19 protein-coding genes are annotated in these 22,868 nt (G+C 38.6%); 16 read left to right on the top strand and 3 right to left on the bottom strand.

Features of this window, described 5'->3' with window-relative positions; translation table 11 throughout:
• Window positions 1–84 precede the first annotated feature (84 nt).
• On the top strand, window positions 85–570 hold the full coding sequence (locus ACWATA_RS16620; RefSeq protein ID WP_034266606.1) for a PaaI family thioesterase: 486 nt from the start codon (window positions 85–87) through the stop codon (window positions 568–570).
• 38 nt (window positions 571–608) lie between these two features.
• Window positions 609–857, top strand: coding sequence for a hypothetical protein (locus tag ACWATA_RS16615; RefSeq protein WP_049163732.1), 249 nt, complete (start codon window positions 609–611; stop codon window positions 855–857).
• A 182-nt stretch (window positions 858–1,039) separates the two neighbouring features.
• Here ACWATA_RS16615 and zwf read toward each other — a convergent pair whose 3' ends face one another.
• Window positions 1,040–2,554 (bottom strand): glucose-6-phosphate dehydrogenase, encoded by a 1,515-nt coding sequence (gene zwf / locus ACWATA_RS16610; RefSeq protein WP_080974242.1) that lies wholly within the window; start codon window positions 2,552–2,554, stop codon window positions 1,040–1,042.
• A gap of 164 nt (window positions 2,555–2,718) precedes the next feature.
• Here zwf and ACWATA_RS16605 point away from each other — a divergent pair, with 164 nt between their 5' ends.
• The 11 genes from ACWATA_RS16605 (at window position 2,719) to ACWATA_RS16555 (ending at window position 17,527) form a co-directional block, all read left to right on the top strand.
• Window positions 2,719–3,084, top strand: a complete 366-nt coding sequence (locus ACWATA_RS16605; RefSeq protein ID WP_014460848.1) for a winged helix-turn-helix transcriptional regulator — start codon at window positions 2,719–2,721, stop codon at window positions 3,082–3,084.
• Window positions 3,085–3,287: 203 nt separating this feature from the next.
• Entirely contained in the window at window positions 3,288–3,929 is a 642-nt protein-coding gene (gene hxlA, locus ACWATA_RS16600; protein ID WP_034266616.1) for a 3-hexulose-6-phosphate synthase, read from the top strand.
• Window positions 3,930–4,292: 363 nt separating this feature from the next.
• Window positions 4,293–6,716: a GcvT family protein gene (locus ACWATA_RS16595; RefSeq protein ID WP_034266638.1), complete on the top strand. Its 2,424-nt coding sequence runs from the start codon at window positions 4,293–4,295 to the stop codon at window positions 6,714–6,716.
• 30 nt (window positions 6,717–6,746) lie between these two features.
• The gene (solA, locus tag ACWATA_RS16590) at window positions 6,747–7,907 is read left to right on the top strand and encodes an N-methyl-L-tryptophan oxidase (RefSeq protein WP_028413969.1); all 1,161 of its coding nucleotides are present in this window, start codon (window positions 6,747–6,749) and stop codon (window positions 7,905–7,907) included.
• Between the two features lie 66 nt (window positions 7,908–7,973).
• Entirely contained in the window at window positions 7,974–9,122 is a 1,149-nt protein-coding gene (locus ACWATA_RS16585) for an aromatic ring-hydroxylating oxygenase subunit alpha (protein WP_047751332.1), read from the top strand.
• An 81-nt stretch (window positions 9,123–9,203) separates the two neighbouring features.
• Window positions 9,204–10,457, top strand: coding sequence for a quaternary amine ABC transporter ATP-binding protein (locus tag ACWATA_RS16580; RefSeq protein WP_028413967.1), 1,254 nt, complete (start codon window positions 9,204–9,206; stop codon window positions 10,455–10,457).
• Between the two features lie 2 nt (window positions 10,458–10,459).
• Window positions 10,460–11,323 (top strand): ABC transporter permease, encoded by an 864-nt coding sequence (locus ACWATA_RS16575; RefSeq protein WP_028413966.1) that lies wholly within the window; start codon window positions 10,460–10,462, stop codon window positions 11,321–11,323.
• A gap of 21 nt (window positions 11,324–11,344) precedes the next feature.
• Window positions 11,345–12,226: a glycine betaine ABC transporter substrate-binding protein gene (locus ACWATA_RS16570; RefSeq protein ID WP_098113427.1), complete on the top strand. Its 882-nt coding sequence runs from the start codon at window positions 11,345–11,347 to the stop codon at window positions 12,224–12,226.
• 129 nt (window positions 12,227–12,355) lie between these two features.
• Entirely contained in the window at window positions 12,356–13,408 is a 1,053-nt protein-coding gene (locus ACWATA_RS16565) for a pyruvate kinase (RefSeq protein WP_047751329.1), read from the top strand.
• A gap of 492 nt (window positions 13,409–13,900) precedes the next feature.
• A complete protein-coding gene (locus ACWATA_RS16560) occupies window positions 13,901–16,654 on the top strand; it encodes a CHASE3 domain-containing protein (protein WP_367077353.1) in 2,754 nt (917 codons plus the stop codon).
• Between the two features lie 18 nt (window positions 16,655–16,672).
• Window positions 16,673–17,527, top strand: coding sequence for a CheR family methyltransferase (locus ACWATA_RS16555; RefSeq protein WP_028413962.1), 855 nt, complete (start codon window positions 16,673–16,675; stop codon window positions 17,525–17,527).
• 30 nt (window positions 17,528–17,557) lie between these two features.
• On the opposite strand, the gene ACWATA_RS16550 is transcribed toward ACWATA_RS16555, so the two are convergent.
• Together ACWATA_RS16550 and ACWATA_RS16545 are read right to left on the bottom strand one after the other, a co-directional pair.
• The gene (locus tag ACWATA_RS16550) at window positions 17,558–18,697 is read right to left on the bottom strand and encodes a SpoIIE family protein phosphatase (protein ID WP_028413961.1); all 1,140 of its coding nucleotides are present in this window, start codon (window positions 18,695–18,697) and stop codon (window positions 17,558–17,560) included.
• A 186-nt stretch (window positions 18,698–18,883) separates the two neighbouring features.
• Complete coding sequence (locus ACWATA_RS16545) at window positions 18,884–19,498, bottom strand: LysE family translocator (RefSeq protein ID WP_028413960.1); 615 nt, start codon at window positions 19,496–19,498, stop codon at window positions 18,884–18,886.
• Between the two features lie 289 nt (window positions 19,499–19,787).
• On the opposite strand from ACWATA_RS16545, the gene ACWATA_RS16540 reads away from it, so the two are divergent.
• The 3 genes from ACWATA_RS16540 to ACWATA_RS16530 all read left to right on the top strand — a co-directional run bounded on the left by ACWATA_RS16540 (window position 19,788) and on the right by ACWATA_RS16530 (window position 22,780).
• Window positions 19,788–21,161 (top strand): amino acid permease, encoded by a 1,374-nt coding sequence (locus ACWATA_RS16540; RefSeq protein ID WP_473049982.1) that lies wholly within the window; start codon window positions 19,788–19,790, stop codon window positions 21,159–21,161.
• A gap of 173 nt (window positions 21,162–21,334) precedes the next feature.
• Entirely contained in the window at window positions 21,335–22,027 is a 693-nt protein-coding gene (locus ACWATA_RS16535) for a Crp/Fnr family transcriptional regulator (protein ID WP_432231653.1), read from the top strand.
• Between the two features lie 36 nt (window positions 22,028–22,063).
• Entirely contained in the window at window positions 22,064–22,780 is a 717-nt protein-coding gene (locus tag ACWATA_RS16530) for a YjjG family noncanonical pyrimidine nucleotidase (protein ID WP_165635721.1), read from the top strand.
• Window positions 22,781–22,868 lie beyond the last annotated feature (88 nt).

The raw sequence follows: 22,868 nt of genomic DNA, 5'->3' as shown, positions 1-22,868 counted from the left end.
TGTAAGCTTGAAAATAGTCCGTTTAGTTCTAACGATTGTAAGAGAAAATGTGTTAAAATATTCCGAAAAAAGGAGTGGTGAACCATGGAAAAAGTAGTAAAAGCGATTCAAGACGAATATCCGGATGATTTTGCATGGTGTTACGGCTGCGGCCGATTAAATCAAGACGGCTATCATTTTCGGACAGGATGGCTAGGAGAAAAAACAATTACCCTTTATACACCTAAGCCTGAACATACAGCTATACCAGGATTTGTATATGGCGGACTTCTTGCATCACTGATTGATTGTCATGGAACAGGCTCTGCATCTCTTGCTCTATACCGTAAAAATGGCTGCGAAATAGGAGATTCAGCAGAGCCGCCGCGGTTTGTTACCGGTTCTCTCCACGTAGATTTTAAAAAACCAACGCCACAGGGTGAAGTACTAAAAGCGATAGGAACGGTTGAAGAAATTCACCCGAAGAAATGGAAAGTTAAAACAGAAGTATACGCGAATGATATCGTTGTTGCGACTGGAGAAGTTGTGGCAGTGGTGATGCCAAATACGTTTAAACGAAAAGAAGACTAAAAAATGCAAAACAGTTACATAAAAGGGGAGGAAAAGGTATGGGTAAATGTAATTTAGACCACTCGGTAGAAGATGTACAGCAGAAGTTTAACGCGCAGTCACAGTGGCTGCCAGAAGATATTCGTTCATTATTTCATGAGTTTCTCGTGCGAAACCCTTCGCAAACAACATTAAACGAGATGTTTCATTTGCTGAAGAAATATGATTTGGTTGATGAACAAGAAAGAAAAGAGCGAGATCGAAAAATCAAATGGCTGATATTAAATAAAGAAGATACGAAGATTTAATTTTTTAAGTGACATAGATTTAGCCAGGTGAAGTTATTTGAAACATGTACAAAAAGAGGATGGAACACGAATGTTTTAGTTAAAGGAAGGTCCGAACAATGTATCATTCGGATCTTTCCATTGTTTTAGTTATGTCTCAATCTCTTTTTATAGATTAGAAATAATCTAGGGTAATTATAAAACTACCACCACTTAAACCCATCTTCTTCTAACAAATGCTTTGAAGCTGTTGGTCCCATTGTACCAGCAGAGTAAAAATGAAGAGGAAAGCCCTCATTGTTAAAAGCTTCTAAAATAGGCTGCACCCATTTCCAAGATAATTCAACTTCTTCCCAATGAGCAAAAAATGTGGAGTCTCCCTGTAGAGCATCAAATAACAGCAGTTCATAAGCTTCTGGTACTTCTTTTTGATTTGTGGAGAAATTGATAAAAATAGGTTCGATTTTATTGCCATTCAAAGGATTTTTGCTGTTTAATTGCAGCGAAATACCTTCATTTGGGCTGATTTCGACAACTAAAAGGTTAGGAATGATTTCATCGGCTGTATAAACCTCCTTTAAAGGATGTTTAAATTCAATGACGATACGCGTGCATTTTTTACTCATTCTTTTTCCCGTGCGAAGATAGAAAGGCACTCCTTTCCAAAGCTCATGATCAATCCATACCCGGACTGCTATAAATGTGTCATTGACGGAAGCAGCATTGATGCCGGGCTCTTCTTTATATCCTATAACGGAACGATTTTGGATTTTTCCCGCTTCGTATTGACCTCTTATGACGTTCGAATGGATAACCTCTTTTTGTAGAGGGCGAAGGCTTTTCATAATTTTTATCTTTTGTTGGCGAGTCTTTGCGATGTTAAGTGTCTTTGGCAGCTGCATGGCAGTCATCATAAGCATTTGAAGCATATGGTTTTGGAACATATCCCTAATTGCACCGGACTGATCATAGTAAGGCGCTCTTTCTTCTACACCAACTGTTTCACTAGCTGTAATTTGGACATTTGCAACGTAGTGATGATTCCATAGTGCTTGTAAAATAGGGTTTGCAGCTGCTAGAGCCTCCAAATTTTGAATCATTGGTTTTCCCAGATAGTGGTCGATACGATAAATCTCTTCTTCATTGAACGTTTCAGTAAGCTTTTGATTTAACACTTGAGCAGATTGTAAATCGTGTCCGAAAGGCTTTTCGATAATAAGACGTTTCCAGCCTTTTGTAGATCCTAATCCGCCGCTATTTATATTTGAAGCAATAACGTCTACAAATTCAGGAGCCACTGATAAATAGAAAAGACGATTTTCAGGAATATTTAATTCTGCTTCACCTTCTTGAATAGCATGCAGCAACTGGTCATATCCATCACTGTTGGTAACATCCATTTTATGATAGCGAACTGTCTTAAGAAATTCTTTTATCTTGGATTCACCTTGGCTAAAGCGCCTTGAAAAAGTCTTTACGGATTCTCCTACATATATTTGAAAGGCATCATTAGACCAGTTGCTTCTACCCGTACCAACAATAGAAAAGGAAGAAGGCAGCTTTTTATCTAAAAATAAATTATATAACGCAGGAAAAATTTTTCTTTTAGCTAAATCTCCTGTTGCTCCAAATAAGATAAAGGTCATGGAATCCACTTCTAACGCTTGTGGTAAATGAGACTTGAGACAATTATCACGTGAACGAGCTACGCTGTCCAATTGATCTCCTCCTTTATTTTAACGGTCTATTGCAGTGAATATAGTCTTTTACCATCTTTACAGATTACAGTATAGCAGGTACAATTTTCCTTTATAAGTAGACACTTTATTTTCATATAGTGTCTAAAACTATACTATTACGCATAAAAAGGGAGGAAAAAGGATTGAGCAGACTTTTTAGCAAAACGTTTAACTGTGAAAAGGAATTAACGTTGACGATTATTGGAGGCAAGTGGAAAATGTTGATTATGTGGCATCTAGGAAAAGAAGGAACAAAGCGATTTGGTGAGTTAAAATCTATGATGCCGGGAATTACTCAGCGAATGTTAGTAAGTCAGCTGCGAGAATTAGAAGAAGATCAAATCGTTCACCGAAAAGTCTATCCGGTTGTACCTCCAAAAGTTGAATATTCCTTGACTGAGCACGGGAGAAGCTTGATGCCCATTCTTGAAAGCATGGACGAGTGGGGAAAAAATTATATGGAAACCTTTATAGAACCTGAAATGAATAACTCCACACATATGGGATAAAATCTTTTCTTGAGAAGGTTACAAAAACGCCTTTATTATTCAGAATTTTCTAAAATAAATACAAGTGATAAGATACACCGAAGCATCCATAGTATATTTTTAGTGACTATATGTTTTAAAAGTGCCTACTTTTTTTTTGAAAGTAACGGTTTTACAATGAATTCATGCTAGGCAACCCCATTTAATGAAGGAGTGAAGCAGGTATGGAACTTCAATTAGCATTGGATCTTGTAAATATTTCAGAGGCAAAAGAAGTAGTGCAGGAGGTTCAAGAGTATATCGATATTGTAGAAATTGGTACTCCGGTTGTGATTAACGAAGGGCTAAAAGCAGTCAAAGAAATCAAGGAAGCATTTCCGTCTTTAAAGGTATTAGCTGATTTAAAAATTATGGATGCAGGTGCTTATGAAGTCATGAAAGCTTCTGAAGCGGGTGCTAGTATTATTACCATACTTGGCGCTACTAACGATTCGACTATAAAAGGCGCTGTAGAAGAGGCCAAAAAACAAGGAACACAAATTCTTGTCGATATGATTAATGTAAAAAACCTTGAACAACGTGCAAAAGAAGTCGATGCACTCGGTGTTGACTATATTTGTGTACACACAGGGTATGATCTTCAAGCTGAAGGAGAGACTCCGTTTGAGCAGCTTCAAACGATTAAACGAGTTGTGAAAAATGCAAAAACAGCGGTGGCAGGAGGTATTAAACTGAATACACTTCCTGAAGTCGTGCAGTCACAGCCGGATCTTGTGATTGTAGGCGGGGGGATTACAAGTGAAAAAGACAAAAGAAACGTTGCAGAAGAAATGAAAAAAGTAGTCAAACAAGCAACTTTGGTCTAAAAATAAGCAAAAGTATTTAAGCCTTCAAAATTAATTAATCGGTAAATGGTTTAAAAAGAAGATAGCTAAGTTATTTTAGCTATCTTCTTTCCGTCATTTTTGGTATAACCATTCATTGATAAGTGTCATTTTGACAGATAGATAGTTTCTTTAAAATTCGTTATTCGAGAGAAAAAAACAGCGATTTTTCTGGGATTTTAAAGTTAAGAAAGCGTTATCCGAACATTAGCGGAAGAAAGTGCAAAAAAAATCTATGTCACACTTTTTAACAAAATACTTTGAAAATTAAGAAAATTAAAAATATAATTAACTATCGACAATATTTAACACCTTCAAACCAAAAAAGGAGGGAGATATGAAGTGATGAAACATAAGAAAATAGTAGTGATAGGAGCTGGAATTGTCGGGTGCAGCATTGCCTACTATTTAAGTAAAATGGGGCAACGAAACATAACAGTGATTGAGCAAGGCCCTTTGCTAGAAACAGGAGGATCTACCTCTCACGCTCCGGGGCTTGTATTTCAGCTTAGCTTTTCAAAAATCCTGACAACACTAGCTTCTCAAACAGTCGAGACCTTTAAAGAGTTGAGTACAGATGAACAGCGCTCGTTTTATCCTGTCGGCAGTTTAGAAGTTGCCCGTACACCAGAGCGATTAGAAGATCTAAAGAGAAAGGCTGGTGTTGCCAGCTCATGGGGAATCGAAGCTTTTCTTCTTTCACCGCAGGAATGCGCGGAAAAAAATTCGTTGATTTGTCCTGATCGTATTTGCGGAGGTCTCTATGTTCCGTCAGACGGTATTGCTAAACCTTTGCATGCCGTTGATAAAATGATTCGTTTTTCTAAAGAGTGCGGAGTAGAGTTTTACGGTCATACAGAAGTGACGGATATTGAAGTGACAAAGGGTCAAGTAAAAGCAGTGTACACAAGTGTCGGGAAATTCGAAGCAGATGTAATCGTATGCTGTGCTGGATTTTGGGGACCTCGCATCGGAGAAATGGTCGGTGTAACGATCCCTCTTCAGCCAATGGCTCATCAATATGTGTTTACAAATGATTTACTTGAGTTGAACGGAGAAACGGAAGAAGCCGCCACTCCTCTTATTCGAGATCAAGATAATTCAATTTATTTTCGTCAAGTAGAAAAAGGGCTTGGGATTGGATCATATCAGCATGAGCCGTTTCCAGTCGAACTCAGTGATATTACAAAATACGGAGAAACAAAAGAAATGCCTTCTGTTAAACCTTTTACACCAAAAGATTTTGAAAAACCGTGGGAAGATTCAATAGAGTTAATTCCGGCATTAAAACAAACGGGAATAAAAAAAGGAATGAACGGCATTTTTTCATTCACGCCCGATGGTATGCCGCTGCTTGGTGAATCACAAACGGTACAGGGATTTTGGGTAGCAGAAGCTATATGGGTAACGCACTCTGCAGGTGTCGCAAAACAAATGGCTGAATGGATGATGAATGGTGCGCCGACTGTGGATTTAGAGCTATGCGACATTAATCGTTTCGATACGTATGCATGCAGCCCTGCTTATTACAAACAGCGGTCTATTGAAGAGTATGAAGAGGTTTATAGTATTCACCATCCATTTATGCAGCGAAAAGTATCGCGAAACATGCGCGTGAGTCCATTTTATATGCGTCAACAAGAACTGAAAGCTTATTTTAATGAAAAAGCAGGATGGGAGCAGCCCCAGTGGTATGAAGCTAACTATCCGCTTATATCTACTTATGAAAAGATGATGGTAATAAGAAATGGATGGGCTGCTGAACATTGGTCACCAATTATTGAAGCTGAACATTTGCATACTCGTCAGCACGCAGCTCTTTACGATACAACGGCAGCAAAGAAAAGGTTAGAAATTAAAGGAGAAGGAGCTCTCCAGTTTTTACAGAAGCTAACGACAGGAAATATAGACATTGCAGTAGGTCAAAGCATACGCACGTGTATGTTGCATGAGCGAGGCGGCATAAAAGATCAAATAACGGTTATTCGCAAAAATATATCCACTTTCTTGATTGTTTGTACGGGAGCTGTAGAAGCAAGCTGGATTCAAAAACACGTGCCACACAGCGATCAAGTTGTTTTTCAAGATGTAACGTCAGGGACATGCAGTTTAGCATTAATTGGCCCTAAAGCTACAGGAGTAATGAAGTCCATGGTTCAACGCTCAGACCTTGGCAACACTTGGATTGAAGGGCAAGCGAAAACGCTGTTTATCGAAAATGTTTCAGTCCTTGCTCTGCGTGATTCCTGCGGGGGAATGGAGAGCTGGGAATTAATTACGACTTCCGATCAAGGTCTGAATTTATGGGATTTATTAATGGAAGAAGGACAGCCTTATCAGCTGATTGCTGGGGGAGACCGAGCTCTTGAAAACCTTCGAATTGAATCTTTTTCGTTAAAAAGCGGGAAAGACTTTTGGAGCGAACATCATCCATATGAAGTCGACCTTCATGAAATGGTTGATTTAACAAAACCAGTTTTTATTGGAAAAGAGGCATTGCTTGATCGTCAGCGAAAAGATTCTGAAACAGTATTAGCGACGCTCGTATTAGATGATCCTTCAGCGATAGTAATGGGATATGAACCGGTCTTTTATGGAGAAACGGCCCTCGGATTTGTGACAAGTGCTGGCTATTCATACAGCTTAGGCAAAGGAATTGTACACACCTTATTATCTCAAGCTGTACATGAAGAAATGGTTTTAGAAGTTGAATACTTTGGTCAGCGTTATAAAGCAGCAATGATGACACACTCCCCAGCGGTAGTTTAATTGATCAATCGAAAGGCAGGAGAAATGCAGATGTCAACACATTATGATGTCATTATTATCGGATTAGGAGCTATGGGGAGTACGGCTGCTTATCAGCTCGCCAAAAAAGGGCAGCGGGTATTGGGGTTAGAACAATACGGTCCTGCTCATGATCTAGGATCGAGTCACGGCGGTTCTAGAATTATTCGGCAGTCGTATTTTGAAGACCCTGCTTATGTTCCATTGTTGCTTCGCGCCTACGAATTGTGGAATGAAATTGAAAGAGAAAGCGGTCAAGAAATTCTTACGGTTACCGGTGGACTTATGATGGGACCTCCTGATAGCTTGACGGTTTCTGGAAGCATCGAAAGCTCTAAACAGTGGAATCTTGCGTATGAGATTCTAGAAGCAAAGGATATTTACAAACGGTTTCCGGTATTTACACCTTCACCTGCTACGGTTGCTCTATATGAAGAAAAAGCTGGATTCGTTAGGCCGGAAGCAAGCGTATATACTCACCTTCTTCAAGCAGAAAAATACGGAGCTGAGCTTCATTTTTTTGAAGAAGTGGTGTCGTGGGAAGCCCATCCTTCTGGTGAAGGCGTGCGTGTTGTAACAGCTAATGGAATATATGAAGCTGGAAAAATCATTATTTCTGCAGGCGCCTGGGCACCCGATTTATTACGGGAATTAGGTGTTAGCTTACAAGTAGAGCGTCATGTGCAAATGTTTTTTGAACCAACACAAGGAATAGACGTTTTTTCAGTGGGAAAACAGCCGATTTATATTTGGGAAGCAGATGATTATGTACAGTTGTATGGTTTCCCTTCTTTTGGATTAAAGGCTGAAGGAGCAAAAGTGGCGTTTTTCCGAAAAGGAACGGCGTGTACGCCGGAAACGATTGATCGAAATATATATGAAGATGAAGTGAACATGATGCGGCACTATCTAGCTCAAGGTCTTCCGCAGCTCAACGGTCGGTTTTTACAAGGGAAAACGTGCATGTATACCAATACACCAGATGAACATTTTGTCATTTCGCTGCATCCTGAATATCCTCAAGTAGCAATTGCAGCGGGATTTTCCGGACATGGTTTTAAGTTTGCAAGCGTAGTAGGAGAGATTTTAGCAGATTTAGTGACAGAGGGAAAAACCAATCACCCAATTGATTTGTTTGCTCCGCAGCGATTTGCGGCGAACAAAATAGTATAAATCGTCGTCAGCTCTTGCGAATGGTTCTATTTAAATGTTTCTAAAGAAGCGAAGGAGGAATAGCAGATGGTTATGGAACATGGTTTAGTAAATGATAATGGGAGACTTGAGCCCACGTTGAAAGGAGAGCTGTATACATCTTCGGACATTTTTAAGTTAGAAAAAGATCATATATTTTCTAAATCATGGAGTTTAGTTGCATTTGAATACGAAATAGCAGAACCAGGACAATATATTACAACGAGAGTTGAAGGCGAAAATATTTTAATTACTAGAGGAAAAGACCATATACTGCGAGGATTTTTAAACGTATGTCGGCATCGAGGAGCTAAGCTGTGCAGCCAAGCATCCGGTAAAGCAGGGGTCATTCGCTGTCCGTATCATTCGTGGAGCTATAGCTTAGATGGTGATTTAGTAGGTGTTCCTAACACAAGCCACTGTCGAGAAGAACTCGTGCATAACGAAAGTTACGGACTAACATCCGTTCACATTGAAGTGTGGCACGGCATGGTTTGGGTTAATTTATCAGACAATCCGATATCTGTTGAATATCAGCTAGACGCACAAATTTTTGATCGTTTTGGAGAGCTTTATACGTTTGCTAGGTATGAAATTCAAAATTTAAAATCCGCTCATCGTGAAGAGTACGAAGTCGAGGCAAACTGGAAGCTTATTGTAGAAAACTTTCAAGAATGTTATCACTGTTCCTCTATTCACCCTGAGCTTACGGCAACGCTCCCTGAATTTCGTTCGGGAGTCGGCACTCAAAATTCAGTAGGCGGTGGAGCTAAGTTTGGCAATGAGTTAGAAGGTTTTTCAATTAGCGGGAAAGGAAGCCGTCCTATGTTAAAAGGGTTGCTTCCTGAAGATGACCGCACGTATTTTGGCATTACCGTTCTGCCGCTTGTATTTATCAACTTAACACCGGATCACGTTATTATTCATCGTATTATTCCAATCAGTGCAGAAAAGTCCAAAGTAATTTGCGAATGGTTATTCGACCCGGAAGAAATGGCTAAGCCTGATTTTGACCCAAAAGATGCCGTGGAATTATTTCACCGCGTTAATTTACAAGATTTTGAAGCGTGTGAGTGGTGTCAAGAAAATATGAGCTCAAAATCTTATAAAGAAGGAGGGATTTTAGTACCTATCGAACAGCACGTTTCGCATTTTTACAATTATGTATTAGAAGCAATCGGTATGAAGGTCGAATAGTAAATAGAAGCGGTCTGGCACATTATCTCGGTGTGCCAGACCATCTCTAACAATCTACTTTAAAAATAAGGGGGAAATAAATTGAGTACAAGCTCTAAACTAACAGAACCCATTATCCGCGTTACCGATGTTTCAAAAGTGTTTGGCCGTCAAAAAGAACAGGCTCTTAAGCTGAGAGAGTCTGGACAAAGTAAATATGAAGTCGAACAAGCTACTAAGACAACCGTTGCTATTTACAATGCTCATTTCGAAGTGAAAAAGGGAGAAACCTTTGTGTTAATTGGATTATCAGGAAGCGGTAAATCTACTTTACTTCGATGTTTGAACGGACTTATAGAACCAACAGAAGGGACGGTATATCTAGAAAATACAGATATTTCTCATATGCCAAAAAGACAGCTTCAGCAAGTACGAAGAAATAAAATTGGAATGGTATTCCAAAATGTAGGCCTTCTTCCAAACCGCACCGTAATTGACAATATTACGTTCGGTCTAGAAATTCAAGGCGTATCAGCAAGCGAAAGGGAAAAGCGAGGGAAAGAGGCGCTTGAAATGGTGGGGTTAAATGGACAAGCTTATAAAAGAATTTATGAATTATCAGGAGGTATGCAGCAGCGGGTTGGATTAGCGAGAGCCCTTGCTTCTGAACAAGAGATTTTGCTGATGGATGAGCCTTTTTCGGCGTTAGATCCTCTTATTCGAAGAGATATGCAAAAGCTATTTCTTGATATTCAAGGAGAAGTACAAAAAACAGTTATCTTTGTAACGCATGATCTAGATGAAGCATTAACTTTAGGGCACCGGGCTGCCGTAATGAAAGACGGAGAGATTGTACAGCTTGGAACGGCTGAAGATATTTTAAGTCAACCCGCAACCGATTATGTAAAACTGCTTGTTCAAGACGTTAATTACGGCAAAATCCGCCTTGCTAAAGACGCTGTTATTCCGGTAGAAACGGCTGCCTATGAGTATGAATCACCACAAGTTATATTAAGAAGAATGAGAACCAATCATTTATCTACGATTTTTGTTCTTGATAGTTCTGACCGCTTATTAGGTATGATGAGCATCTATACAGTGATGGAGCTTATTGAAGCTCATAAGCATGATTTAAAAGGAAAAGCATTGACACAGCCGCATTGCGTCAATCCTGATATGTCTTTACAAGAAATGATTCCTCTATTTACAGACAGTCATTCGCCTGTAGTCATTGTTGATAATCATCATCGCCTACAAGGTATGATTTCCCCGAGCACTCTTATTGCAAATCTCACTGAACGTATTGCAGTGACCGAGCAGCAAGAAGTTAAATCATATCAAGTGGAGGTTCGATAAATATGATGGTGAATGCTGCGATGATTCCTCGTATTCCTTTAGATAAATGGGCAAATTCATTTGTTGATTACATGATTGATAGTTTTTCAGGTGTATTTACTGGAATCAACCAGATAATGACCAGTTTAATCAGCAGCCTTGAATGGGCATTGACAGCCTCTCCTCCGCTAGTAACTGTCCTTGTTTTTGTTCTATTAGCGCTATGGTTGACAGATTGGAAGATAGCTGCATTTACGTGTTTTGGGTTACTTCTTATTATTAGCTTGGATTTATGGGAAGCATCAATGCTGACCTTATCTCTCGTTTTAGCTTCTACGATTATCTCACTTTTATTCGGCGTTCCTTTAGGCATATTATCACACCGCTTTAACAAAGTGGGGGCAGTCATAAAGCCTATTCTTGATATTATGCAAACGATGCCTGCTTTTGTTTACTTAATTCCTTCCGTACTTTTATTTGGATTAGGGAATGTTACAGCTCTTATTGCTACGTTTATTTTCGCAATGCCGCCTGCCGTTCGTCTGACGCTGCTTGGGCTTCAGCAAGTTCCGCACACCACTTTAGAAGCAGCGGAAGCTTTTGGAGCGACAGAATGGCAAAAATTAATTAAAGTCCAGCTGCCGCTCGCTTTGCCTATGATTATGTCGGGTGTAAACCAAGTTATTATGCTATCACTTTCGATGGTTGTTATTTCTTCCATGGTCGGTGCGGGAGGCCTAGGTGCAGAGGTATTACGAAGCATCAGTATGCTGGATGTAGGCTTAGGGTTTATCGGTGGGATTGCGGTTGTTATTATTGCCGTTATCTTAGATCGTTTAACGCATCTTTCTACTCGAAAAAGCCAAGATATTCAATCAAGCAAATAAAATGGATAAAGGTGGGATTAGATGAAACATTCAAAAAAAATTTCTTTTATTATGCTAACAATCGTCGTCATGCTGCTTGTCTCTGCATGCGGAAATAGCAATACGGCAAGCGGCACGACGACTAAAAAAGAAATTACAATTGGGTACATACCATGGGACGAAGCCGTAGCCGTTACGTTTTTATGGAAGGAATTATTAGAGGAAAAAGGCTATAAAGTTAAAGCAGTTCAAAGTGACGTAGCCCCGCTTTTCTCAGGAGTTGCTCAAGGAAATATTGATTTATTTTTGGACGTATGGATGCCTACTACCCATAGTTCTTACATGAAAAGATTCGGAAAACAAGTAGACGTTCTCGGCACTTGGTACGATCAAGCAGACAGCGGATTAGCCGTTCCCGACTATGTAGACGCGCAGTCGATAGGTGATTTAAAAAATAAGAAAGAAGAGTTTAACGGAAAGATTATTAGTATTGAACCGGGATCTGGAATCAATGGTCTTACGAAAGACCATGCCATGCCCAGCTATGGGTTAACAGACTGGAATTTAGTAGAGAGCAGTACAGCTGCGATGCTATCGGAATTGGATAAAGCCATTGCTAATAAAGAACCTATTGTTGTTACTTTATGGCGCCCGCACTGGGCTTTTGAAAAGTATAATCTCAGATACTTAAAAGATCCCAAAAATACGATGAATCCAACTGGACCTGAGAAAATACAGTCAATCAGTAAAAAAGCTTTTAAGGAAGATTATCCAGAAGCAGCAAAGTGGCTTAAAGATTTTTCGATTAGCGCTGATCAATTGGCATCATTAGAATCAGAAATTAACAGTGCAAAAGACGAAACAAAAGGCGTGAAAAACTGGATTTCTAAAAATAAGAAAGTGACGGAAAGCTGGGTAAAGTAATAAAAAGGCTGTCTCTTAGGCAAGTTATTGACTAAGAGGCATTTTTTTGTGGTGATATACCTATTTTTGTATAAAGCTTATCTCTTTTATGGAAATGGGCATCCTACATTAAAAGGATGGTGAAAGGCAGTGGCAATCGATAGAATCTGTACAATCGGACCTGTTAGTAATAAGAAAGATGTACTAGAGAGACTGTTGGAAAAAGGAATGACAATTGCTCGGCTGAATTTATCTCATGGGTCGCATGAAAGTCATAAAACAATTATAGATACGTTAAGATCTTTAAATTCCTCTATTCAAATTTTAGGAGATTTACAAGGTCCTAAAATTAGACTTGGAGTGATAAAGTCAAAAGAAATAGTGTTAAAAGAAGGCGCATCTTTTATTTTATATACAGAGCAGATGTCAGGAAATGAAAAAGGAGCCAGCGTTGACTATAAGGGTATCGTGAAGGATGTTCAAACAGGAAGCAAAATCTTAATCAATGACGGTCAAGTAGAACTGGCTGTTGAAGGAGTAGAAGAAGATACACTTGTCACAAAGGTAAAAAAGGGCGGATCTATTTCGTCTCATAAAGGCGTGAATTTGCCAGGTGCTCGCGTCGGTTTGCCGGCCATTACTGAAAAAGACAAAAAAGACATCGTATTCTTATTGAAAGAAAAAGTAGATTTTCTTGCTTGTTCGTTCGTAAGAACCCCTGAACATTTAAAAGACATTAAAGATTTTATCCATTTAAAACATCTAAATGCACCAAAGCTGATTGCGAAAGTGGAAACAATGGAAGCTATAGAAAATTTCAAGCAAATATGTGAAGAAGGCGATGGAATTATGATTGCACGAGGAGATTTAGGGGTAGAGCTACCGTATGAATGGATTCCTTTGCTCCAAAAAATATTAATTCATGAATGCAGCTTGCACGATAAATATGTGATCACCGCGACACAAATGCTTCAATCAATGGTGAGCAGCGCAATTCCTACAAGAGCCGAGGTGACGGATGTGTTTCAGGCAGTACTGGACGGCACGAATGCAGTGATGCTTTCTGCTGAAACAGCAGCTGGGAAATATCCGATTGAAAGCATGGAAACACTTTATAAAGTATCACATCTTGCTGAAACGCTTCAAAATAAAAGAGTTGCGAGCTCCGCAGAGATTTTGGCAATGTTAAAGAGCTCGAGATAAAAAGTACAGCAAGTAGATATGTAAGTTTAAAAAATATATTTAAATTAAAAAAAGTGGCAATGTTTTCTACTATCCAAGTACAATTCAATTAATGAATGCTTTGCATTTTGCATATAAGTATTTATACCTATGTTGTCATAATTTATGTGATTCCCCAAAGCATAAATTACTTTTCATTACCTTATTGTGTACAAATATATTATGAGATAAGCCCATGCCTGTACAGGCATGGGCTTATCTTTATGTGGCGTTTTAAAACGTCAATTTCTAATTGGGGAATTAATCTTCACCTCTTGCACAATAAATATTCTTCTGTACAAAAATAGAGTGTATAATAGGAATGTTGACTTGATAGGAAAAAGAGAGAAGCCTTATCAAGCAAAGGAAGATGGAGTGGAGAGTGTGTACTGAAAGTGAAATTGTCCAGCGGCAAAAATAAACATGTTTTTCGAATGCTTCTAGAAGAATATCTAGAATGAAAGTAGGAACATTATGGAAAAGAAAATGAGGTTTGGCATCAAATCCAAAATTATTATTGGATATTTAATTGTTATTGTCTGTTTATTTATTGCATTTATTGTTTTAAACAGTCAAATTTCATCTTTGCAAAAAGAGCGAAATTTTATCATTGATCATGATATTGAAGTCCATGATCTGACCAATCGAATTGAAAAGCACCTGCTTGATATGGAAACCGGACAAAGAGGCTATATTATTACAGGAGAAGCGAGTTACTTAGAACCTTATAACAGTGCAGCAACAAGTTGGGAAAAAGATTATAATGCGCTGTATCAGCTTCTAAATAATAATCCAAATCAGCAGGAGAAACTGGAGAAGATTAAAGGAAGTATTCAAGACTGGATTGAAGCTGCTGGTGAACCGACCATTGCATTAAAAAAAGAAAATAATACAAAAGAGCTTCAGCAATTTTTTGAGAAAGATCCTGGGCGCCAGTATATGGACGATATACGCAGCCAGTTTACTTCTTTTAGAAATGTAGAGAAAAAATCGACTGAAACAAGAGCAACAGAGTTAGACGAGAAAAATCAAAAAATTAAAATTGGACTTTACGGTTTGCTGTTATTCGTTACGCTTATTTCACTTGCTATCGCTATTGTGTTGTCTAATTCTATTGTGAATACGATTAAAGAAGTTACGCAAACGATCAAACGAATTACGGCTTCAAAAGGCGAGTTAAAAGGAAGAATTAAAGTTCGATCTAATGATGAAATTAAAGATTTAGGGCTAGCCACGAACGCGTTGTTAGAAAATATTGAAGAGCGAAACTGGCTTCAAACGAACATTGCTCATGCTGTAACGATGTACCAAGGCATAGCATCTGTAGACAAGCTTGCGGAAAAATTTCTCTTTACGGTTTCAGAAATGACACAAGCTTCTTTCGGAGCATTTTATGTTCGAGAGGAAAATGATAAAGGAAACTTATTCGTCAAACAAGCTGCTTTTGCAGATAGAAAAGGCGACGCGGGAAGAGAGAGCTTTTTGATAGGCGAAGGGCTCATTGGACAAGCTGCTTTAGAGAAAAGAACCTTTGTCATAAACGATGTACCTGACACGTACCAGCTCATTACTTCAGGATTAGGAGACGTAAAACCTAAGAGTATTTTTATTGTACCCGTCTTGTTTGAAGATGAAGTAATTGCTGTTATCGAGCTTGCATCGCTGCACGAGTTTACAGTTTTAGAGCAAGAACTTATTAGTCAAGTGATTGAAACGTTTGGTCTCACTATCAATGGCGTAATTAGACGTATGGAAATTGCTCGTCTATTAAAAGAATCTCAGGCGATGACAGAAGAGCTCCAAGCTCAGTCTGAAGAACTTCAAACACAATCAGAAGAACTGCAAATGCAGTCTGAAGAGCTGCGTATGATTAATGAACAGCTAGAAGAAAGAACAAAAGACGCAGAAGAAAAATCGTTTGAATTAGAGGCTGCAAAAGAAGATTTAGAAGAAAAAGCGCATCAGCTGGAGTTGAATTCTCAATATAAATCTGAATTTCTTGCTAATATGTCGCATGAGCTTCGAACACCACTTAACAGCATTCTTATTCTGTCTGAAATGCTTGAGGAAAACGCAGCTAAAACGCTATCTGAAGATGAAGAAGAATACGCTCGTATTATTCATTCTTCAGGAAAAGACTTGCTCGCGTTAATCAACGATATCTTGGATTTATCAAAAGTAGAGTCTGGAAAACTAGATATTTTACTAGCTGAGATGAATATGAGTGAGCTTCCAGATCAAATCGAACGTAATTTCAGCCACGTTGCTGAACAGAAAAACGTACAATTGAAAATTAATAAAGCACAAGATGTACCGGACATCATTCACACAGATGAAAAGAGATTCCAGCAAATTGTGAAAAATCTTTTATCAAATGCATTTAAATTTACAGAATCTGGATCTGTCACCGTATCCATTCAACGAGTAGCTGACCATCGTCTTACAACAGCTATGCGTACAGTTGATACGGATTGCTGGCTAGAAATAGCTGTAGCTGATACAGGGATTGGTATACCAAAAGAAAAGCATCAGCTTATCTTTGAAGCGTTTCAGCAGGCAGATGGAGCTACGGTCCGCAAGTACGGAGGAACGGGACTTGGCTTATCTATTTGCAGTGAGTTTGCAAAATTATTGGGCGGCTGGATTTCTCTAAGCAGTGAAGTAGGAAAAGGAAGTACGTTTACACTCTATCTTCCTAGCCTCTCTAATGGTCTTATTGACTATGAAAAAGTGAATTTTGCATATGAAGAAGTAGCGGTATCTGTAGAAGAAGCTGAACCTGAAGCAGAAATAACTGAAATTGATCATCCTGTACAACCAGTTGAACCTTCATTGCAAGATGATGAAAATGTGTTTCAAGATAAGCGAGTGCTCATCGTAGATGATGACCAGCGCAACATCTTTGCCTTAAAAACTGCGCTAGCTAAACAAGGTATGACCATTATGACAGCTCATAACGGAATAGAGTGTCTTGAAATGATGGAGAATAGTGAACCATTTGATCTCATTTTAATGGATATTATGATGCCGCAAATGGACGGATATGAAGCCATGCAGAAAATCAGAGGAGAGCTAAAGCTTGTTGATTTGCCTATTATTGCATTAACCGCTAAAGCGATGAAAAACGATCGTGAAAAATGCTTGGAAGCTGGAGCATCAGATTATATCAGCAAACCTTTAGATTTAAATCAGCTGTTCTCCGTTATGCGTGTATGGCTAGTAAATTAAGCGGGGTATGAAACATAAATGGATATGAAGCACCTAGATTTAAGTGAAGACTTAGTTATGAATAAAAAAACAGATTTAGAGATTGATTTACTGCTGACGGCTATTTATCGATTAACGGGATTCGATTTCAGACAGTACGCTAAATCTTCTATTTGTCGCCGAGTCTATAATCGAATGAAAATTGAACGTATTCCAACCGTGTCTCGATTGTTAGAAAAAGCGATTCACGAAGAAGAATTTATGAATCAGCTTTTAAATGATTTTTCAATAAATGTAACAGAGATGTTTCGCGATCCAAGCTTTTTTAAAGCATTTCGCACAAAAGTGATTCCGGTATTAAAGGATTATCCGGAAATTCGCATTTGGCACGCTGGCTGTGCAACGGGCGAAGAGGTATTTTCTATGGCGATTCTTTTAGAAGAAGAAGGGTTAATGGATAAAACGGTCATTTACGCAACCGATATGAACGAAGATGTATTAGAAAAAGCAAAACAAGGCGCCTTTTCTTTACGTAAAATGAAGTCATATACAAAAAATTATATTCAAGCCGGGGGAAAGAATGCCTTCTCGGAATATTATCAAACGGATCATCACTATGCATATTTTCATCCGTCGCTGTTAAAAAATATTATCTTTGCTCAGCATAATTTAGTCACGGATCAGTCATTTAATGAATTTCACGTCATCATTTGCCGAAACGTCCTTATTTATTTTACAGCTCAGCTGCAAAATCAAGTGTATAATTTATTTTCAGAAAGCCTGTGTGTAAAAGGGTTTCTTGGACTTGGCGATAAAGAAACGCTTCGCTTTGCTGAGGGAGCAGCTTCTTATATCGAGTTTGCAGGGAACGAGCGCATCTATCAAAAGCAATAAAAAAAGACCTCATTTGTGAGGTCTTTTTTATTATGCTTGTGCTTGAATCATAAGCACGCACATGTCATCAGGCTGATTTAACTTTTGTTCTTCTGAGAAAATTTCATTCATAAATGCCTGCGGATTTGTCCATTTTTGTTCAGTAAGTTGTTGAAGACGAAGAGCAGATTCATTTTCGCAAGGGCCCATCGATTCAAGAGCTCCGTCTGTAAATAGCAAAATTTGCACATCGTTCTCAAAGCTGACAACAGATTTCTGAACGTCCATTTCTTCAAAAAACCCTACAGGGCAGCTTCCTCGTTGAAGAGGAACGAGCGTATGTTCATCCACTAACATATAACCTTCTGGGTGCCCGGCATTCACATATTCTACTGTCTTAGCTTCCGTATCAATCACTAAATAAATAGCAGTGAAATAGTAAGGAATTTCATCTTTTTCGCTGTGCAATAATTCCATGTAGCGATTCAACTCTGTAATAACCTGCTCAGGGTCTATGAGGGACTTGATAGCTTCTCTGAGCACAGACGAAATAAACATACAAACAAGCGAGGCAGAGATGCCGTGCCCCATCATATCAAAAAGAATAATACCGTACCGGTGCTCGTCAATTTTGTGCCAATAGTACATATCACCCGCTAATTTAAAAGAAGGATAATATGAAACTTCCATTTGAATATCTTTCTCTCGTAAAGGGGGGCTGAGTAAGTTTTGCTGTACGTGCGTAGCTAAATCTAACTCAGTTTGAATTTTCTTTTCATGTTCCGTGTGCCAGTCAATTTCTGCTTTAAGGCGTAAGGCTACCCGCATACGAGCCAGCAGTTCCACTTTATTAATCGGCTTTGTGACGTAATCTGTTCCGCCAGCGTCTAGAGCTTCTACTAATTTGCTGCTGTCTTCTAGGGCTGTGACAAAGATAATTGGAATATGTTTTAAGCGTTCTACCTGTTGAATTCGCCTGCAGGCTTCGATTCCATCAATTTCGGGCATCATAATATCAAGTAAAATCAAATCGACCGAATTCGTTTTTGAGTTCTCATCGTCCAGGTTAAGATAGTCAAAAAGCGCATGGGCAGACGTAAGAGACACACAGTTATCGTAGCCAGCGCCTTTTAGAATTTTTTCAATTACAAATAGATTGACTTGATTGTCATCTACGAGAAGAATGGTCATGCTTTATTTCCCCTTATTATGTTTGAAGACTATTGATTGAGTATGTAGTTTTCAAGCATTTTTTATACTTTTTCTGTTTTTCTATTTATCTATTATACAGAAAACACAGCGTTTAGGGTATTTTTTAAGATTATTCTTTTCTATTAAAAAAGTCACTTGTCCCCAGAAAAGGAGACAAGTGACTTTTTATAGCAACTTGTATAACGCAAATATCCCGAAAGTCAGTACCACCGCTCCCGAAATACGATTTACCCAGATCAAGCTGTTATTCGTAAACTTCGACCGGGCAAGACTAATAGCAAAACTGAGCGAAAGCCACCAGCAGGCCGATCCTAAAAATACGCCTGCAACCATTGTCAGCGCAGAAGCAACATCAAATGCTGATTTACTAATGCCTACACCAGAAAACACGCCAATAAAAAATAAGATTGTCATTGGATTCGTAACCGTTAAAAAAAGAACGGATGTATACGAACGAAGCAACCCTTCTCCTTTAGCAGCAGCAGCGTGCTCTGCAGGTTGAGAACGAAAAGTTTGTACACCTAAATAGCATAAAAATAATCCCCCAATCAGCTGAAGCCAAATCTTTTGGGTTAATAAAAAGGTTGTAATGAACGTTAGGCCAAACGCAGCGATGCATCCATAAAGAGCATCTGCTGTAGCTGCTCCCAGCCCGGATACAAACCCGTGTAATCGCCCTTTAGATAACGTGCGATTGATGCATAAAATACCAATGGGACCGACGGGAGCAGCAACGGAAAAACCGATCACTAACCCCTTTAGAAAATAAAATAAGTTCATCTTTTACGTTGCTCCTATGAAGTTTTTCTTTAGTATAGTACAAAAGCAATTATGAATGAAGCTAATTTTGAGAAAGGTGTTAACGCATGTTTTTAGTCTGTTCGGGTACATCATAATGGTGTGATAGAAAACATTATTAGTGATTTTGTTTTAATCATTAAAAAGTTAAAAGACTAAATTATTTTACACAGAAAATTAAATGTAGTAAAATAATTCACTGTTACATATATAGAAAGATCTACCACTATAAAGTAGTCATTCGTAATGAGATGAAGAGAGGTTAGTCATCATGAGTAATCTGTTTGCAAAAAGAGATGTTAATAAGCTGTTAGAGGAAAATGCAGCAAAAGAATCAACTAAGACACTAGGGTTATTTGATGTTATTTTGATGGGAGTAGGAGCAACCATTGGGACAGGAGTTCTGGTTATAGCAGGACTAGTTGCCGCCAGGGATGCAGGGCCCTCAGTCTCCGTTTCATTTATTATTTCTGCAATAGCCTGTATTCTTGTTGCGTTGTGCTATGCAGAATTTGGTTCAGCTGTTCCAAGTTCAGGAGGCGCATATACATACATATATGTTTCATTAGGAAAATTTGTAGCGCATTTAATAGGGTGGTCCATTGTAGGATGCTATACGGTGTCTTTAGCGTCTGTAGCAGGCGGATGGTCTTCTTACGTAAATAATGTGCTTACTGAGTTTGGTATTAGACTTCCTGAATCGTTAACCGCCATACCGAGCGACGGAGGTATCATTAATCTTCCGGCAGTATTTATTGTCCTATGCATGTCGTTTTTATTAACACGAGGGGTAAAAGAAAGTAAAAAAATAAATAACTTAATGGTTTTAATCAAGATAGGTATTGTTCTTTTATTTGTAGCCGTCGGCGTCTTTTTTATTCATACAAATAACTGGCACCCATTTACTCCTTTTGGTGTGAAAGGGATCTTTGCAGGCGCAGCTTCCGTCTTTTTCGCTTATAACGGATTTGATGCCATTTCTACTTCGGCAGAAGAAGTGAAAAATCCCCAAAGAAACTTGCCGCTAGGTATTTTGATTGCACTAAGTGTTTGTGCAGTCATTTACGTAGTCATTGCATTAGTATTAACAGGAATGGTTTCTTATAAAGAGCTAAACGTAGGCGATGCGTTATCATATGCGCTCAATAGTGTAGGACAAGAATGGGCAGCGCTCATTGTATCTATCGGAGCGGTTATTGGTATTATGGCCGTCGTATTTGCTTATTTGTTTGTCGTGCCCCGCATACTGATGTCAATGAGCCATGATGGATTATTGCCGTCTCTTTTTGCGAAAGTGAACCGAAAAAATAGCGAGCCTGTCATATCTACATGGCTTGTGGGGGCGTTAGGCGCGATCGTAGCTGGTTTTGTTGATTTAAAACAGCTGGCGGATTTAGCAAATATGCTAGCGATTGTTACGTTTGCTGCCGTTTCATTTTCAATTTTGGCTCTGCGAAAAACTCAGCCTAATTTAAAGCGCGGTTTCAAAGTACCTTTTGTGCCATTCATTCCGATTCTTGCTATTCTTTGCTGTATCTTTCTTATGTTTAACTTATCAATGGTAACGTGGATGTACTCAATCGGCTGGATGCTGATTGGCGTCTTTATTTACGTTGGATACGGGAGAAATAAAAAGAGCGTTTAGCAAAAAAAGACTCTAAGCAAACAAGCTAGAGTCTTTTTTGTGTATATATTTCTTTTGAAAGGGATCTATGAACATAACGTAAAAATTAAAATTTTATTCGGGACATATGTCCTTTTTATTTTGGGAAGTGTTATTGTTTAATAAAAAGAAACCGTTATGATGGAGAGGAAAACATGAGGGAAATTACGAGTGAGAAACAACTGCTGGAGTATATAAATACTTATAGATTAGAGTCAGTTTTCAAGAAAGACTTACTACCGCATTTGTCACTGTATGATGTGGAGGCAGGAGAACGTCTTTGTTCTCAAGGAGACGTGTCTCATTGTTTGTACATACTGGTGAAAGGCAAGGTTAAAGTTTATACCATATCGCCCGAAGGCAAGACGCTTGTTCTTTCCTTTAAACAGCCCCTTGAAGTGATAGGCGATATTGAGTATGTACAGGATGTTGATATTATGAATACGGTTGAAGCCGTTTCACCTTTAGTTGTAATTGGTATACCATACAAACGATTAAAACAGCATGCGAGCGATGATCCACAGCTGCTGACGTTTTTACTGGAAATGCTCACAAAAAAGTTTTGCGCAAAATCGAACTCGCTCAGCTTTAATTTAATGTACCCAGTTGAAGTGCGGCTGGCTAGCTACTTGCTTTCTATTTTTTGTGAAGAATCACATTTGGTTATGGATCAAAAAACAGAAAGCCTAAAAGATATAGCCAATTTAATCGGAACGACTTACCGGCATTTAAATCGTGTTCTTCAGAAATTTGTAGCGCAAGGAGTTATTGAAAAACAGAAAGGCTCTATTATTCTCAAAGATAAAGAAAAACTGAGCTGTCTAGCAAACGACAATATATACGAGTAGAAAAAGCAATAGATTAGTTGAAGGGGAGAGAGAAGAATGAAAACATACAGAACGCTTCTATTTGACATTGATAATACGCTTTTAGATTTTAACGCAGCCGAAGAGCAGGCTTTACAGCTTCTTTTTGCTAACCACGGTATTCCGCTGACTGATGAAAGCAAAAAACGTTATAGTTTGATAAACCAGGGGTTATGGACAGCTTTTGAAGAAAATAAAATAAGTCGTGAGCAAGTTGTAAATACTCGCTTTTCTACTCTATGTAAAGAATATGGAATAGAGAAAGACGGAAAGCTGCTTGAAGCAGAGTACCGAACGTATTTGAACAATGGCCATCAGCTAATTGACGGAGCAATTGAGGTAATTAAAAAACTGAGCTGTCACTATGAATTATATGTTGTTACAAATGGCGTATCGGCTACTCAATATAAGCGCCTTCAGGACTCAGGTCTATATCCTTATTTTAAAGAAGTATTTGTTTCAGAAGATACAGGTTTTCAAAAACCTATGAAGGAATATTTTGATTATGTTTTTTCACGTATAAAAGAGCTGTCCGTACATGAAACATTGATTGTTGGAGATTCTTTGAGTGCAGACATTCAAGGCGGGCAGCTAGCCGGTATTGATACGTGCTGGTTTAATCCTCAGGAAAAAAAGAATGATACAAATTGGAATTCTACCTATGAAATTGGAAGGCTTCAAGAGCTTTATAACCTGCTGAATGTAAATAATGAAGTAGCTTCGGTACAAGTGTAAAAGTGTATAAACGTTAGAAAACGCAAAAAGCGCCAACCCTGTTCTTTAAATAAAACGGGTTGGCGCTTTTTCTGTTTTATAGATTTCA

It is taken from the genome of Priestia sp. USM5 (genome assembly GCF_058323215.1).
This window is presented reverse-complemented; position numbering and strand designations above follow the sequence as displayed.

Coding starts and splice junctions, on each gene's coding strand:
- ACWATA_RS16620 (WP_034266606.1), top strand. CDS start 85: ATGGAAAAAGTAGTAAAAGCGATTCAAGACGAATATCCGGATGATTTT.
- ACWATA_RS16615 (WP_049163732.1), top strand. CDS start 609: ATGGGTAAATGTAATTTAGACCACTCGGTAGAAGATGTACAGCAGAAG.
- hxlA (WP_034266616.1), top strand. CDS start 3,288: ATGGAACTTCAATTAGCATTGGATCTTGTAAATATTTCAGAGGCAAAA.
- ACWATA_RS16595 (WP_034266638.1), top strand. CDS start 4,293: ATGAAACATAAGAAAATAGTAGTGATAGGAGCTGGAATTGTCGGGTGC.
- solA (WP_028413969.1), top strand. CDS start 6,747: ATGTCAACACATTATGATGTCATTATTATCGGATTAGGAGCTATGGGG.
- ACWATA_RS16585 (WP_047751332.1), top strand. CDS start 7,974: ATGGTTATGGAACATGGTTTAGTAAATGATAATGGGAGACTTGAGCCC.
- ACWATA_RS16575 (WP_028413966.1), top strand. CDS start 10,460: ATGATGGTGAATGCTGCGATGATTCCTCGTATTCCTTTAGATAAATGG.
- ACWATA_RS16570 (WP_098113427.1), top strand. CDS start 11,345: ATGAAACATTCAAAAAAAATTTCTTTTATTATGCTAACAATCGTCGTC.
- ACWATA_RS16560 (WP_367077353.1), top strand. CDS start 13,901: ATGGAAAAGAAAATGAGGTTTGGCATCAAATCCAAAATTATTATTGGA.
- ACWATA_RS16555 (WP_028413962.1), top strand. CDS start 16,673: ATGGATATGAAGCACCTAGATTTAAGTGAAGACTTAGTTATGAATAAA.
- ACWATA_RS16550 (WP_028413961.1), bottom strand. CDS start 18,697: ATGACCATTCTTCTCGTAGATGACAATCAAGTCAATCTATTTGTAATT.
- ACWATA_RS16545 (WP_028413960.1), bottom strand. CDS start 19,498: ATGAACTTATTTTATTTTCTAAAGGGGTTAGTGATCGGTTTTTCCGTT.
- ACWATA_RS16540 (WP_473049982.1), top strand. CDS start 19,788: ATGAGTAATCTGTTTGCAAAAAGAGATGTTAATAAGCTGTTAGAGGAA.
- ACWATA_RS16535 (WP_432231653.1), top strand. CDS start 21,335: ATGAGGGAAATTACGAGTGAGAAACAACTGCTGGAGTATATAAATACT.
- ACWATA_RS16530 (WP_165635721.1), top strand. CDS start 22,064: ATGAAAACATACAGAACGCTTCTATTTGACATTGATAATACGCTTTTA.